At 63.1% G+C, this 14,817-nt stretch carries 10 protein-coding genes; 5 read left to right on the forward strand and 5 right to left on the reverse strand.

Features of this window, described 5'->3' with window-relative positions:
- The first annotated feature begins 220 nt into the window (after positions 1 to 220).
- A complete protein-coding gene (gene uraH, locus PP4_RS07570; RefSeq protein ID WP_003254328.1) occupies positions 221 to 574 on the forward strand; it encodes a hydroxyisourate hydrolase in 354 nt (117 codons plus the stop codon).
- 191 nt (positions 575 to 765) lie between these two features.
- On the opposite strand, the gene PP4_RS07575 is transcribed toward uraH, so the two are convergent.
- Entirely contained in the window at positions 766 to 2,115 is a 1,350-nt protein-coding gene (locus PP4_RS07575) for an NCS2 family permease (RefSeq protein WP_016498615.1), read from the reverse strand.
- 283 nt (positions 2,116 to 2,398) lie between these two features.
- Here PP4_RS07575 and PP4_RS07580 point away from each other — a divergent pair, with 283 nt between their 5' ends.
- The gene (locus PP4_RS07580) at positions 2,399 to 3,154 is read left to right on the forward strand and encodes a GntR family transcriptional regulator (protein ID WP_012273431.1); all 756 of its coding nucleotides are present in this window, start codon (positions 2,399 to 2,401) and stop codon (positions 3,152 to 3,154) included.
- A gap of 235 nt (positions 3,155 to 3,389) precedes the next feature.
- The gene (gene aqpZ / locus PP4_RS07585) at positions 3,390 to 4,088 is read left to right on the forward strand and encodes an aquaporin Z (protein ID WP_016498616.1); all 699 of its coding nucleotides are present in this window, start codon (positions 3,390 to 3,392) and stop codon (positions 4,086 to 4,088) included.
- Here aqpZ and guaD read toward each other — a convergent pair.
- The 4 genes from guaD to xdhA form a co-directional block, all read right to left on the reverse strand.
- Positions 4,085 to 5,389: a guanine deaminase gene (gene guaD / locus PP4_RS07590; protein ID WP_016498617.1), complete on the reverse strand. Its 1,305-nt coding sequence runs from the start codon at positions 5,387 to 5,389 to the stop codon at positions 4,085 to 4,087. The two genes, aqpZ and guaD, sit on opposite strands and share 4 nt — an antisense overlap.
- 10 nt (positions 5,390 to 5,399) lie before the next feature.
- On the reverse strand, positions 5,400 to 6,245 hold the full coding sequence (xdhC, locus tag PP4_RS07595) for a xanthine dehydrogenase accessory protein XdhC (RefSeq protein ID WP_016498618.1): 846 nt from the start codon (positions 6,243 to 6,245) through the stop codon (positions 5,400 to 5,402).
- A 149-nt stretch (positions 6,246 to 6,394) separates the two neighbouring features.
- A complete protein-coding gene (gene xdhB, locus PP4_RS07600; RefSeq protein WP_016498619.1) occupies positions 6,395 to 8,794 on the reverse strand; it encodes a xanthine dehydrogenase molybdopterin binding subunit in 2,400 nt (799 codons plus the stop codon).
- Positions 8,787 to 10,241, reverse strand: coding sequence for a xanthine dehydrogenase small subunit (gene xdhA, locus PP4_RS07605; protein WP_016498620.1), 1,455 nt, complete (start codon positions 10,239 to 10,241; stop codon positions 8,787 to 8,789). Before xdhA ends, xdhB begins: the two co-directional genes overlap by 8 nt.
- A gap of 268 nt (positions 10,242 to 10,509) precedes the next feature.
- On the opposite strand from xdhA, the gene PP4_RS07610 reads away from it, so the two are divergent.
- Both PP4_RS07610 and smc read left to right on the forward strand, forming a co-directional pair.
- Positions 10,510 to 11,169: a GntR family transcriptional regulator gene (locus PP4_RS07610; RefSeq protein ID WP_016498621.1), complete on the forward strand. Its 660-nt coding sequence runs from the start codon at positions 10,510 to 10,512 to the stop codon at positions 11,167 to 11,169.
- Between the two features lie 3 nt (positions 11,170 to 11,172).
- Positions 11,173 to 14,661 (forward strand): chromosome segregation protein SMC, encoded by a 3,489-nt coding sequence (smc, locus tag PP4_RS07615; RefSeq protein WP_016498622.1) that lies wholly within the window; start codon positions 11,173 to 11,175, stop codon positions 14,659 to 14,661.
- Positions 14,662 to 14,817: the final 156 nt, after the last annotated feature.

Below are 14,817 nucleotides of genomic sequence, written 5' to 3' on the forward strand. Positions count from 1 at the left end.
TTGGTCAGCTAATGACGTTAGCCTCGTTACGCGGCCTGTATTTGCGACCGATGGATCGTTTATGGGCAGGAAATACCGGGCGCGACAGATGGGTTTAAAAAATTGTGTACAATCTGGCGATGGAATGTCTTAATGGCGTCATTCCCGCCTGCCGCAGGCGCTATGCTGGTGCGATGGCTGAGTATTTTTTGCCCACAGATTGAACAAGAGGCGACACGCAATGGGACGTTTGACCACACACGTACTGGATGCCGCGCATGGCTGCCCGGGCAGCTCGATCAAGGTCGAGCTGTACCGCGTCGAAGGCCAGCAACTGGAGCTGGTGAACACCGCCCTGACCAACAGCGATGGCCGCGTCGACGCGCCGCTGCTGCAGGGTGACGACTACCGCACCGGTGTTTACCAGTTGCAGTTCAGCGCTGGCGATTACTACCGCGCCCGTGGCGTGCAGTTGCCGGCCCAGGCGTTTCTGGATGTTGTTGTGCTGCGCTTTGGCATCGATGAGTCGCAGGAGCACTACCACGTGCCGCTGCTGATCTCGCCGTACAGCTATTCGACCTATCGTGGAAGCTAGTTGGTCGCTAGAAGAATCTTCGTAGGTCCTTTGGCCCGCTCTCACACTGGCGGGCTTTTTTTCGTCTGCAGGAAAGTGGTGGGTGATGCGGGGTGTTCGGCGTGGGTTTTATAGCCGGAATGAAATCGAGCGCCGCTCGCGCGGCGCTCGATTTCGAAGACACCAAAACTCTATAGCCAGGCTACCGGTGCTTAGAGGAACACGAACTTGGCAATGAAGATGGCGCACAGCACCCACAGGCTGGCCGAGATTTCCTTGTACTTGCCGGTGCCTGCCTTCAACGCGACGTAGGTGATGAAACCCAGCGCGATACCATCGGCAACGGAGAAGGTCAGCGGCATCATGATGACCGTGACGATCGCCGGAATGCTGTCGGTGGCTTCGTCCCAATGGATGTGCGCCATGCTGCCCATCATCAGCATTGCCACGTAGATCAACGCACCCGCCGTTGCGTAGGCGGGAATCATCCCGGCCAGTGGGGCGAAGAACATCGCGGCGATGAACAGCAGGCCAACCACCACCGCAGTCAGGCCGGTACGACCACCTGCGGCTACACCGGCGGCACTCTCCACATAACTGGTCACTGGAGGCACGCCGACCACAGCACCGAATACGCTGGAAGCACTGTCGGCCTTCAAAGCGCGTGAAAGGCCTTCGATACGCCCGTCCGGCGCTACCAGGTTCGCTCGCTGGGCAACCCCCATCAGCGTGCCGGCGGTGTCGAACATGTGCACGAACAGGAACGCCAGCACCACGCTGATCATGCTGACGTTGAACACGCCGGCCACGTCCATGGCCATCCAGGTCGGTGCCAGGCTTGGCGGCATCGACATCACCCCGCCAAACTTGACCAGGCCCAGGCCCCAGCCTGCCAGGGTGACGCCAATGATGCTGATGAGGATCGCGCCGAACACCCGCTTGTAGCTGAGGATGGCGATCAGCAGGAAGCAGATTGCCGCCAGCAGCGGCCCCGGCTCATGCAGCGAGCCCAGCTTGATCAGGGTGGCGGGGCTGTCGACGATGATGCCTGCCGTTTTCAGGCCGATCAGCCCGAGAAACAATCCGACGCCGGCCCCCATGGCATGGCGCAGGCTGACCGGGATGCTGTTGAGCAACCATTCGCGCACTTTCGACAAGGTCAGGAACATGAACAGCACGCCCGAGACGAACACCGCCCCCAGTGCCGTTTCCCAGTTGTAGCCCATGGTGCCGACCACGGTGTAGGTGAAGAAGGCGTTAAGCCCCATGCCCGGCGCCAGGCCCACCGGCCAGTTGGCGTACAGGCCCATCAGCAGGCAGCCCAGCGCGGCGGCGATGCAGGTGGCGACGAAAGCGGCACCATGGTCGATGCCGGCGTCGGCCATGATGTTGGGGTTGACGAAGATGATGTAGGCCATGGTGATGAAGGTGGTCACCCCGGCGATCATTTCGGTTTTGACGGTGCTGCCATGTTGCTTGAGTTTGAAAATCCGCTCCAGCCAGCTTGTTTCGAGCGGTGGGGCGAGATCCAGCGTAGGGGCTTCGGATTTGCGGCTTTCCACAGCGAGTACTCCTCAAGTCTTTCTTGTTGTTATGGAGCCAGTTTCCTGCGCAATGCACTTGGCGGCTCCGCGAGGGAAGGCAGACGTCTGACCGTTTTGTTGACTCATGGGTCAAGAAGTTGCTCGGTGGATTATGCTTTTGTGTACAAAGAATGCAAATAATGTTTTATGTTTTGTGTGCGCAATGCGTCGTACAACGGCTATATAGGTAAAACGCCCCCTGCGGAATCGCCTCAGCCTGTGTACAATGGCGCCATACTTTCTCTTCGTGCCTCGAGAGCCCATGAACGAACAGCTGCAACCTCTGAAGAAACCTGCACGTGTCGGCAAGGCCGGCCGCAGTGGTACCCAGGACGACATCGTCTACGCGCACATTTTCGAGGCGATCCTCGAGCAGCGCCTGGCGCCGGGCACCAAGTTGAGCGAGGAAGCGCTGGGCGAAATCTTCGGCGTCAGCCGCACCATCATCCGCCGCGCCCTGTCGCGCCTGGCCCACGAAAGCGTGGTGCTGCTGCGGCCGAACCGCGGTGCAGTGGTGGCCAGCCCCACGGTAGAAGAGGCGCGCCAGGTGTTTTTCTCGCGGCGTATGGTGGAGCGGGCCATTACCGAACTGGCCGTGCAGCACGCCACCCTGGATCAGCTCAACGAACTGCGGCAGATGGTGCGCGAGGAGCGCGACAGCTTCTCTCGCGGTGATCGCGGTGCCGGCATTCGTCTTTCCGGCGAGTTCCACCTCAAGCTGGCGGAAGCCGCGGGCAATGCGCCGCTGGTGAGCTTCCAGCGCAGCCTGGTGTCGCAGACTTCGCTGATCATTGCCCAGTACGAAAGCGGCAACCGCTCGCATTGCTCGTATGACGAGCACATGCAGCTGATCGATGCCATCGAGGCGCGTGATGCCGAGCAGGCCGTGAGCCTGATGATGCACCACATGGACCACATCGACAGCAAGCTGAACCTGGATGAGGAGAGCGCCTCGGACGATCTGCATGCGGTGTTCTCGCATTTGCTGAAAAAGCCCAAGGTTTCTGCCAAGGGTTGATCGTTTGCCAAGGTGAGTGAAGGGGGCTGCTTTGCAGCCCATTCGCAGCACGAGGCTGCTCCTACAGGCGTTACGCGATCCCTGTAGGAGCAGCCTTGTGCTGCGAATGGGCGCGCAGCGGCCCCCAGTCATTTCTGGCCATAAACCAAACGTCTGCTAAATTCTTGTGAGCAAACCTTCATCAAGCAGTTGGGCTTGCGCATTCGTTGCGTTCAACTTCTTGAGGAATGGATTCATGAGCATGTCCCTCGGTAAACGCATGGGTGCCGAACTTATCGGCACCTTCTGGCTGGTCCTTGGTGGCTGTGGCAGTGCGGTCCTCGCTGCCAGTTCGCCTCTCGGTATCGGCGTTCTCGGTGTTGCCTTCGCCTTCGGCCTCACAGTGCTGACCATGGCCTTCGCCATCGGCCATATCTCTGGCTGCCACCTCAACCCTGCCGTGTCGCTGGGGCTGGTGGTGGGGGGGCGCTTTCCTGCCAAAGAGCTGCTGCCCTACGTGATCGCGCAAGTGATTGGCGCCATCCTGGCGGCCGGGGTGATCTACCTCATCGCCAGCGGCAAGGCCGGTTTCGAGTTGTCGTCGGGATTGGCTTCAAACGGCTATGCCGACCACTCGCCCGGTGGTTATACGCTGGGTGCGGGTTTCATCAGTGAAGTGGTGATGACGGCGATGTTCCTGGTGGTGATCATGGGGGCGACCGACTCCCGGGCGCCGGCAGGTTTTGCGCCCATAGCCATCGGCCTGGCCCTGACCCTGATCCACCTGATATCGATCCCGATCACCAACACCTCGGTCAACCCCGCGCGTAGCACGGGGCCGGCCTTGTTCGTCGGTGGCTGGGCCCTGCAACAGCTGTGGCTGTTCTGGGTAGCGCCGCTGATCGGTGCTGCAATCGGCGGCGCGCTTTACCGGGGCCTGGCAAAAGAGCCTTAGCGCTGGTGCACGCAACGCCCTGCAGCGTAGGTTTCACGCACAGTGCGGTCGTCGCCCAGGGTGGTGAGCACAAACAGGGTCTCTTCGATGCTGTTGGACTGCTGAATGCGGTAGTCCAGCAGCGGCGTGGCCTTGTAGTCCAGCACCACGAAGTCGGCATCGTTGCCCGGGCGCAGGCTGCCGATGCGGTCGTCCAGGCGCAGGGCGCGGGCGCCGCCGAGGGTGGCCAGGTACAGCGACTTGTACGGGTGCAGGCGCGCGCCTTGCAGCTGCATCACCTTGTACGCTTCGTTCAGGGTGTTGAGCAGCGAGAAGCTGGTGCCGGCGCCGACGTCGGTACCCAGGCCCACGTTGACCTTGAAGCGCTCAGCCTGGGGCAGGTTGAACAGGCCGCTGCCGAGGAACAGGTTGGAGGTGGGGCAGAAGGCCACGGCCGAGCCGGTTTCGGCCAGGCGCTGGCATTCGTCGTCGCACAGGTGCACGCCGTGCGCAAACACCGAGCGCTCGCCCAACAGCTCGAAGTGGTCGTACACGTCCAGGTAACCCTTCTGCTCAGGGAACAGCGACTTGACCCAGTCGATTTCCTTGAGGTTTTCCGACAGGTGCGTGTGCATGTACACGCCCGGGTGTTCCTTGAGCAACTGGCCGGCCAGGGTCAGCTGTTCGGGTGTGCTGGTCGGGGCGAAGCGCGGGGTAACTGCGTAATGCAGGCGGCCCTTGCCGTGCCAGCGCTCGATCAGCGCCTTGCTCTCGGCATAGCCGGATTCGGCGGTGTCGGTCAGGTAGTCCGGGGCGTTGCGGTCCATCATCACCTTGCCGGCGATCAGACGCAGGTCCAGGCGCTCGGCCTCTTCGAACAGGGCGTTGACCGATTCCGGGTGCACGCTACCGAATACCAGCGCGGTGGTGGTGCCGTTGCGCAGCAGTTCCTTGAGGAAGATTTTCGCCACCTGGTCGGCGTGCGCTTTGTCGGCGAACTGCTTTTCGCAGGGGAAGGTGTAAGTGTTCAGCCAGTCCAGCAGTTGCTCGCCGTAAGAGCCGATCATGCCGGTTTGCGGGAAATGGATGTGGGTGTCGATAAAACCCGGGGTGATCAGCGCGTCCTGGTAGTGCTCCACCGGGATGCCTGCGTCCAGGGTCGGCAGCAGTTCGCTGGCGTGGCCAATGGCGCTGATGCGGCCATCGTCGACCACCAGCAGGCCGTCTTCGAAATACTCATGGGAAGCCTCCAGGCCCACCTCGGCCGGGTCGGCGATGCTGTGCAGGATGGCGGCACGGTAGGCTTTACGGGTAACGGTCATAACACACTCGTCAAATAGCTTGGCTGCGCCGGGAGGGCGGCAGCAACTGGGCAATGGGGCCGGCATTGGCAGCAGCGTCGTGCTGGCCGAAGCAGGCGTTGTAGGTGGCGATGATTTCGCCGGCGATGGACACGGCGATTTCGATGGGCAGCTTGCCCTTTACCTCGGGCAGGCCCATCGGACAGCGCATGCGCGCCAGCACGGCCTCGTCGTAGCCGCGCTCGCGCAGGCGGTGCTCGAACTTGACCCGTTTGGTCTTCGAGCCGATCAGGCCGAACCAGGTGAAGTCGTTGCGCTTGAGAATGGCGGCGGTCAGCTCCAGGTCGAGCTGGTGGTTGTGGGTCATGACGATGCAGTAGCAGCCTGGTGGCAGGTCTGCGACTTCGTCGACCGGTTCCTCACTGACGACCTTGGTCACCCCGTTGGGGATGAGCTCGGGGAATTCCTGTTCGCGCGAATCGATCCAGCGCACCCGGCAGGGCAGCGCGGCGAGCAAGGGTACCAGAGCCCGGCCGACATGGCCCGCGCCGAACACGGCGATCTGCGCCTGCACGGCGGCCATGGGCTCGAACAGCAGCACGGTGACGCCGCCGCAGCACTGGCCCAGGCTGGCGCCAAGGCTGAAGCGCTCCAGGTGTGGGGTGGTGCGCTGCTCTTCGAGCATTTGCCGGGCGATGTGCAGGGCCTTGTATTCCAGGTGGCCGCCGCCGATGGTGTCGAACAGGCCACTGGCGCTGACCACCATCTTCGAGCCTGCGTTGCGCGGGGTCGAGCCGCGCTCCTCGATGATGGTAACCAGCACGCAGGCTTCGCCACGGGACTGGTGGTCGGCGAGGGCGTTGATCCATTGGTGCATGATGCAGTTCCTCATTCCAGGTGGCCTGTTCGGGCCCTATCGCCGGCAAGCCGGGCTCCCACACGCAGAGCACAGGGCTTGCCAGCGGTGCAGCACCTGTGGGAGCCCGGCTTGCCGGCGATAGGGCCCGAACAGGCGCCCACCCAACCTCAGTGAGTGACGGTTTCCAGTTGCTGTTCTACAGGCTGAGTGGCAGCCACCGCCTTGCGCATCTGCTCACAACCCCACAGCACCCGCTCCGGTGTCGCGGGCGCGTCAATGTTCGGCTGCACGCGGTAGTCGGCCAGGCTGGCCACGGCATCCTTGATCGCACACCAGGCCGCAATGCCGAGCATGAACGGCGGCTCGCCCACGGCCTTGGAATGGAACACGGTGTCTTCCGGGTTCTTGCGGTTTTCCACCAGCTTCACCCGCAGGTCCAGCGGCATGTCGGCGACGGCCGGGATCTTGTAGCTGGCCGGGCCGTTGGTCATCAGTTTGCCCTTGGCGTTCCATACCAGTTCTTCGGTGGTCAGCCAACCCATGCCCTGGATGAAGCCGCCTTCCACCTGGCCAATGTCGATGGCCGGGTTAAGCGAGTCACCCACGTCGTGCAGGATGTCGGCGCGCAGCATCTTGTATTCGCCGGTCAGGGTATCCACGATCACTTCCACGCAGGCAGCGCCGAAGGCGTAGTAGTAGAACGGCCGGCCGCGTGCCTGGCTGCGGTCGTAGAAGATTTTCGGTGTGCGATAGAACCCGGTGCTGGACAGCGACACCTGCGCGAAGTAAGCCTGCTGCACCAGTTGCTCGAAGCTGACGATCTGGTCGCGCATGCGCACATGGCCGTTGCGGAACTCGACGTCTTCCTCGGTCACCTGATAGTGCCGTGCGGCAAACTCGGTCAGGCGCCGCTTGAGGATTTCGGCAGCGTTCTGCGCTGCCTTGCCATTCAGGTCGGCGCCACTGGAGGCTGCGGTCGGCGAGGTGTTGGGCACCTTGTCGGTGTTGGTGGCGGTGATCTGTATGCGGCTGAAGTCCACCTGGAAGATCTGCGCCACTACCTGGGCCACCTTGGTGTTCAGGCCCTGGCCCATCTCGGTGCCGCCGTGGTTCAGGTGAATGCTGCCATCGGTGTAGATGTGGATCAGCGCACCGGCCTGGTTGAGGAAGGTGGCGGTGAACGAAATGCCGAACTTGACCGGCGTCAGCGCCAGGCCCTTCTTCAGCACCGGGCTGTTGGCGTTGAAGCGGCGGATCGACTCGCGGCGCTCGGCGTAGTCGCTGCTGGCTTCCAGGTCGGCGGTCATCTCTTCGAGCATGTTGTGCTCGACGGTCTGGTAGTAGTGGGTGACATTACGCTCGGTCTTGCCGTAGTAGTTGGCCTTGCGCACCGCCAGCGGGTCACGGCCCAGGTGGCGGGCGATATGGTCCATGACCTGCTCGATGGCGACCATGCCCTGCGGGCCGCCAAAACCGCGGTAGGCGGTGTTGGAGGCGGTGTTGGTCTTGCAGCGGTGGCCATGCACGGTGGCATCGCCCAGGTAGTAGGCGTTGTCGGAGTGGAACATGGCGCGGTCGACGATCGAGCCCGACAGGTCGGGCGAGTACCCGCAGTTGCCGGCCAGGTCGAAGTTGATACCGTGCAGCCGGCCGGTGTCGTCAAAGCCCACGTCGTACTCGACGTAGAACGGGTGGCGCTTGCCGGTCATGGTCATGTCTTCGACCCGCGGCAGGCGCATCTTGGTGGGCTGGCCGGTCAGGCGCGCAATTACCGCGCACAGGCACGCCGGGCTGGCGGCCTGGGTTTCCTTGCCGCCAAAACCGCCACCCATGCGGCGCATGTCCAGCACCACCTTGTTCATCGGCACGTCGAGTACTTCGGCGACCAGTTTCTGCACCTCGGTGGGGTTCTGCGTGGAGCAGTAGACGATCATGCCGCCGTCTTCGGTAGGCATCACCGAGGAAATCTGCGTTTCCAGGTAGAAGTGTTCCTGGCCGCCGATGTGCAGGGTGCCCTGAATGCGGTGCGGGGCTGTGGCCAGGGCGGCAGCGGAGTCGCCGCGCTGGTGGGTGTGGCTGTCGAGTACGAAGTGCTTTTTGCGCAGCGCATCGACCACATCCAGCACCGGTTCAAGGTCTTCGTATTCGACGATGGCGGCCATGGCCGCACGGCGTGCGGTTTCAAGGTCACGGGCGGCCACGGCAAGCACTGGCTGGCCGAAGAACTCGACCTTGTCGATGGCCAGCAGCGGGTCGCCGGCCACCACCGGGCCTATGTCTTTCAGACCGGGGATGTCTTCGTGGGTGATGGCAATACGCACACCCTCGAAGGCATAGCACGGCGTGGTGTCGATGCGCAGGATGCGCGCATGGGCGCGGTCGGCGGTGCGCGCATAAACGTGCAGCTGGTTGGGGAATTCCAGGCGGTCGTCGATGTACAGCGCCTCGCCGGATACATGCTTGTCGGCGCTGTCGTGCTTGACGCTGCGGCCCACCCCGGTGGTCAGGTCCTGGCTGAACAGCTCGGCCATCTCGGCCTGGCTCTTGGCTACGTGATGGTTAGACATAAGCGGTCACCCGGGTTTCGATGTGCGGCGTTTGCTGTTCGATGAAGTACTTGCGCAGCAGGTTCTGCGCGGTCAGCAGGCGGTATTCCTTGCTGGCGCGGAAGTCGCTGAGCGGGGTGAAGTCCTCGGCCAGGGCCTGGCAGGCACGTTCGATGGCGCCCTGGTTCCATGGCTTGCCGCGCAATGCGGCTTCGCATGCACGGGCCCGTTTAGGGATGGCCGCCATGCCGCCGAAGGCGATGCGCACACCACTGACCACGCCGTTTTCGATGCTCAGGTTGAAGGCCGCGCACACGGCAGAAATGTCGTCGTCCAGGCGCTTGGACACTTTGTAGGCGCGGAACGCCCAGTCGCTGGTGGCGCGAGGCACGATGATCTTCTCGATGAACTCGCTGTCCTGGCGGGCAGTGATGCGGTAGTCGATGAAGTAGTCTTCCAGTGCCATGGTGCGCTGGCGCTCGCCTTGGCGCAGGACGATCTGCGCGTCCAGGGCAATCAGCAGGGGAGGCGAGTCGCCGATGGGCGAGGCGTTGCCGATATTGCCGCCCAGGGTGCCCTGGTTGCGAATCTGCAGCGAGGCGAAGCGGTGCAGCAGGTCGCCGAAGTCCGGGTACTCCTCGTGGAGTGCGCCGTAGCAGTCGGTAAGCGGGGTGGCCGCGCCGATTTCCAGGTGGCTGGCGGTTTTTTCGATGCGCTTGAGCTCGGCCACGTGGCCGACATAAATCATCACCGGCAAGGTCTTGTGGAACTGGGTCACTTCCAGGGCCAGGTCGGTACCGCCGGCCAGCAGGCGGGCTTCGGGGTGTGAGCTGTACAGGTCGGCCAGGTCGGCCACGGTCAGCGGCACCAGGCACCGCTTGTCGCCACTGTTCAGCTCTCCCGTCTGGGTCGGCGTAATGGCCTTTAGGCGGCTGATGGTGTGCGCCTGCTGGGCATCGAACTGGTCGCGGCAGGGCTGGCGGCAGCTCTGCTCGGCGGCGTCGAGGATCGGGCGGTAGCCGGTGCAGCGGCACAGGTTGCCGGCCAGGGCTTCCTGGGCCTGGTGCAGGTCGGGGCCGCTGCTGTTCTTTTGCAGGGCGAACAGCGACATGACAAAGCCTGGGGTGCAGAAGCCGCATTGCGAGCCATGGCAATCGGCCATGGCCTGTTGCACGCTGTGCAATTGGCCCTGGTGCTTGAGACCTTCGACGCTGATCAGTTGCTTGCCGTGCAGCGACGAGACAAAGGTGAGGCACGAGTTGAGGCTGCGGTAGCGCAGGCTGTCATTGCCTTGTTCGTCCTGGGTCAATTCGCCGACGACCACGGTGCAGGCGCCGCAGTCACCACTGGCGCAGCCCTCCTTGGTGCCGGGTTTGCCCAAGTGCTCGCGCAGGTACTGCAGCACCGTCATGTTCGGGTCCAGGGCGTGCTCACTACGCAGCTCCTGGTTGACGAGAAACTGGATCACGGGGATGGCCTCGCAATGGTTTTATTGTTGTTGGGCGGACTCTAAGCAACACCTGTCTATCTGGTCAATATTTTTCTGACTCAAAGGTCAGGAAATTACTCGGATCAACGCCCGGCCGAACACATTGCCTCTATAGCAAGCATAGATCGCGCCGGGCGCGCGGCTGTCTGGCAGGTCAAATAAACCGCCTGGCCCCTCTGCGCGATTACCGCCCAAGTACGCTACAATCCGCCCCTTGTGCCCAGTTCAATGATTTTGAAGGAAAACCATGACGTTCAAGGCCCCGGACAGCCTCTCCGAGCAGATTGCCGATTACCTGGCCGAACGCATCATCCGCGGCGAGCTGGCGCCAGGCGAGCGTATCCAGGAGCAGAAGGTGACCCTGGCCCTCAACGTCAGCCGTGGCTCGGTGCGCGAAGCGTTGTTGATCCTCGAGCGCCGGCACCTGGTGGCGATCTTGCCGCGTCGGGGTGCCCACGTGACCGTGCTGGACGAGCGCAGCGTGCGCAGCCTGTGTTCCTTGATGGGCGAGTTCTACATCCTGCTGGGCAATGCGGTTGCGCAAAAATGGCGCACTGATGCCGACCTGCGCCCGTTTCTGGATATTCAGCAGCGCCTGCAGCGTGCCCATGACCAGCTCGACATCAAGACGTTTGTCGCCGATAGCTTCGCGGTGATGCGCGCAGCCTATCCGTTCGCCGACAACCCGTTCCTGCAGGAAACCGTGGAAAACCTGCAGCCGGCCATGAGCCGTGCCTACTACCTGTCGCTGGATCAGCGCCAGGCCAACATGATCGACTACCTCGACCTGTTCGCCCGCCTGCTCGACGCCGTTGTCGCACGCGACCTGCCGCGCATTCGCGAGGTGCTTACCGCCTATGGCCAGCGCAGCTGCGAACTGGTGCTGGCGGCGCTGGCCCGAGGCTGACCGATGCGCCTGAAGTGCATTCGCCTGGCCGGCTTCAAGTCGTTCGTCGACCCGACCACGGTCAATTTCCCCAGCAACATGGCGGCCGTGGTCGGCCCCAATGGCTGCGGCAAGTCCAACATCATCGACGCGGTGCGCTGGGTGATGGGCGAGAGCTCGGCAAAAAACCTGCGCGGCGAGTCGATGACCGACGTCATCTTCAACGGCTCCAGCGGCCGCAAGCCGGTCAGCCAGGCCAGCATCGAGCTGGTGTTCGACAACAGCGAAACCACCCTGGTAGGCGAGTACGCCGCTTACGCCGAAATTTCGATCCGCCGCAAGGTCACCCGCGACGGGCAGAACAGCTATTACCTCAACGGCACCAAATGCCGTCGACGCGACATCACCGATATTTTCCTCGGTACCGGCCTGGGGCCGCGCAGCTATTCGATCATCGAGCAGGGGATGATCTCCAAGCTGATCGAGGCCAAGCCCGAGGAGCTGCGCAACTTTATCGAGGAAGCCGCCGGCATCTCCAAGTACAAGGAGCGCCGCCGTGAAACCGAGAACCGCATCCGCCGCACCCAGGAAAACCTGGCACGCCTGACCGACCTGCGCGAAGAGCTTGAGCGCCAGCTGGAGCGCCTGCACCGCCAGGCCCAGGCGGCGGAGAAGTACCGCGAATACAAGGCCCAGGAGCGCCAGTCGAAGGCACGCCTGTCGGCCTTGCGCTGGCGCGGCCTGGACGAGCAGGTTCGCCAGCGCGAGTCGGTGATTGGCGACCAGGATGTCTCTCATGAGGCGTTGGTGGCCGAGCAGCGCAACGCCGATGCCAGCATCGAGCGCCTGCGCGATGGCCACCATGAATTGTCCGAACGCTTCAACCAGGTGCAGGGCCGCTTCTACTCGGTAGCCGGTGACATTGCCCGGGTCGAACAGAGTATCCAGCACGGCCAGCAGCGCCTGCGCCAGTTGCAGGACGACTTCAAGGAAGCCGAGCGCACGCGCCTGGAGACCGAATCGCACCTGGGCCACGACCGCACCTTGCTGGCCACCCTGGGCGAAGAGCTGACCATGCTCGAACCTGAGCAGGAAATGACCCTGGCTGCCGCTGAAGAGGCCGCTGCGGCCCTTGAAGAAGCCGAGTCGGGCATGCACGGCTGGCAGGAGCAGTGGGACAGCTTCAACAGCCGCTCCGCCGAGCCACGCCGCCAGGCCGAAGTACAGCAGGCGCGCCTGCAACAGCTGGAAGCCAGCCTGGAGCGTTTGGCCGAGCGCCAGCGCAAGCTGGGCGAGGAGCGCGAGCAGCTGGGTAGCGACCCGCAGGACGCGGCCATGCTCGAATTGGCCGAGCAACTGGCCAGCAGTGAAATGCTGCTGGAAGAACTGCAGCTGTCCGAAGAGCAGGTAGTGGAGCGCCTGGAAGGCGCCCGCGAGCAACTGCAACAGGCCACCCAGGCCCAGCAGCAGGCGCAGGGCGACCTGCAGCGCCGGGGTGGTCGACTGGCCTCGCTTGAAGCCTTGCAGCAGGCAGCCCTGGAACCGGGTGCAGGTGCTGCAGACTGGCTGCAAGGCCAAGGCCTGGAACAACAGCCACGCCTGGCTGAAGGCTTGCGGGTAGAGCCGGGTTGGGAGTTGGCAGTAGAAACGGTGCTTGGCGCCGATCTGCAGGCCGTGCTGGTGGATGATTTCGATACGCTCGATTTCACAGGCCTTGAGCAAGGCGAACTGCGCTTGCTGCAGGCCAGCGGCAAGTGTGCGTCGTTGCCCGGCAGCCTGCTGGAAAAGGTCGAGGGCCGTATCGACCTGGCGCCCTGGCTGGGCCAGGTCAAACCTGTGGAAGACCTGGCCCAGGCACTGGAGCAGCGCGCGTCGCTTGGCGAAGGGCAGAGCCTGGTCAGCCGCGATGGCTACTGGGTTGGCCGGCACTTCCTGCGGGTGTGCCGTGGCGGTGAAGCTGAAGGCGGCGTGCTGGCGCGCGGCCAGGAGATCGAGCGCCTGGGCCAGGAGCAACATGAGCAGGAAGCGGCACTGGAGCAGTTGGAGCAACAGCTGCAGGCCCTGCGCGAGCAGCAGCTGGACCAGGAAGAGCAGCGCGAACAGCTGCGCCGCCGCACCCAGGAGGAAAACCGTCTGCATGGCGAGCTGAACGCCAGCCTGTCAGCCAGCCGTGCCCGAGCCGAGCAGGTCGAATTGCGCCGTCGGCGCCTGCTTGAAGAACTGGCCGAGCTGGAAGAGCAGCGCGCCCTCGAGCACGAGCAGCTGGGCGAAGCCCGTTTGCTGCTGCAGGAGGCCCTGGAACTGATGGCCCAGGACACCGAGCAGCGTGAGCAGTTGATGGCCCGCCGCGACACCCTGCGCGAAGGCCTCGACCGGGTGCGCCAGGAGGCTCGCCAGCACAAGGACCACGCCCACCAGTTGGCCGTGCGCCTAGGCTCGTTGCGTGCCCAGCACGACTCCACCCGTCAGGCTCTGGAGCGCCTGGAGCAGCAGGCTGCGCGCCTTACCGAGCGCCAGGAGCAACTGAGCCTGAACCTGGAAGAGGGCGAGGCACCCCAGGAAGAACTGCGCCTGAAGCTCGAAGAGCTGCTGGAGCGGCGCATGAGCGTTGACGAGGAAATGCGCAAGGCCCGGCTGCACATGGACGAAGCCGACCGCGAACTGCGTGATGCCGAGAAACGCCGCACCCAGGCCGAGCAGCAAGCCCAACTGCTGCGCGGCCAGCTGGAAACACTGCGCCTGGAGTGCCAGGGCCTGGATGTACGACGCAAGACCCTGCAGGAGCAGTTGCTGGCCGATGGCTACGACCTGCAAGGCGTGCTCGCCACCCTGGAGGCCGAGGCCAGCGAGCAGGGCACCGAACAGGAACTGGAGCAGCTCGAAGCACGCATCCAGCGCCTGGGCGCGATCAACCTGGCCGCCATCGAGGAATATGAACAGCAGTCCGAGCGCAAGCGCTACCTGGACGCGCAGGACGCCGACCTGGTCGAAGCCCTGGAGACCCTGGAAAACGTCATCCGCAAGATCGACAAGGAAACGCGCAACCGCTTCAAGGATACCTTTGATCAGATAAATGCCGGATTACAGGCACTTTTCCCAAAAGTTTTCGGTGGTGGCAGCGCTTATCTGGAACTGACGGGCGAAGATCTACTCGATACAGGGGTAACGATCATGGCGCGACCGCCGGGCAAGAAGAACAGCACCATCCATCTGCTGTCCGGCGGCGAGAAGGCACTGACCGCTTTGGCGCTGGTGTTTGCCATCTTCAAGTTGAACCCCGCACCGTTCTGCATGCTCGACGAGGTCGATGCACCGCTGGACGATGCCAACGTCGGGCGTTACGCGCGCCTGGTCAAGGAAATGAGTGAAAGCGTGCAGTTCATCTACATCACGCATAACAAGATTGCCATGGAGATGGCGGACCAATTGATGGGGGTGACCATGCATGAACCAGGTTGTTCACGTCTTGTTGCAGTTGATGTGGAGGCGGCCATGGCCATGGTCGACGCTTGATGTGCGACGATGGGGGCACATTCTGGAGCGAAATGCCCCCGTCATGTGCGACAGACGGTGTAAAGTTGTCTTTGGTCGTGCTAGCTTAATGTCACTCGTTTTTTGCGTGGGTAAAACGCCTGTCAGAACATAGAGTTGGCGCCACGTGTTAAAGGG

Source organism: Pseudomonas putida NBRC 14164 (genome assembly GCF_000412675.1).
In the GTDB taxonomy this organism is placed as follows: Bacteria; Pseudomonadota; Gammaproteobacteria; order Pseudomonadales; family Pseudomonadaceae; genus Aquipseudomonas; species Aquipseudomonas putida.

What these genes read in the sequence shown, in the direction of transcription:
- PP4_RS07580 (WP_012273431.1), top strand. Translation starts at nt 2,399, where the DNA reads ATGAACGAACAGCTGCAACCTCTGAAGAAACCTGCACGTGTCGGCAAG.
- xdhB (WP_016498619.1), bottom strand. Translation starts at nt 8,794, where the DNA reads ATGTCTAACCATCACGTAGCCAAGAGCCAGGCCGAGATGGCCGAGCTG.
- smc (WP_016498622.1), top strand. Translation starts at nt 11,173, where the DNA reads ATGCGCCTGAAGTGCATTCGCCTGGCCGGCTTCAAGTCGTTCGTCGAC.
- xdhC (WP_016498618.1), bottom strand. Translation starts at nt 6,245, where the DNA reads ATGCACCAATGGATCAACGCCCTCGCCGACCACCAGTCCCGTGGCGAA.
- aqpZ (WP_016498616.1), top strand. Translation starts at nt 3,390, where the DNA reads ATGAGCATGTCCCTCGGTAAACGCATGGGTGCCGAACTTATCGGCACC.
- uraH (WP_003254328.1), top strand. Translation starts at nt 221, where the DNA reads ATGGGACGTTTGACCACACACGTACTGGATGCCGCGCATGGCTGCCCG.
- guaD (WP_016498617.1), bottom strand. Translation starts at nt 5,389, where the DNA reads ATGACCGTTACCCGTAAAGCCTACCGTGCCGCCATCCTGCACAGCATC.
- PP4_RS07610 (WP_016498621.1), top strand. Translation starts at nt 10,510, where the DNA reads ATGACGTTCAAGGCCCCGGACAGCCTCTCCGAGCAGATTGCCGATTAC.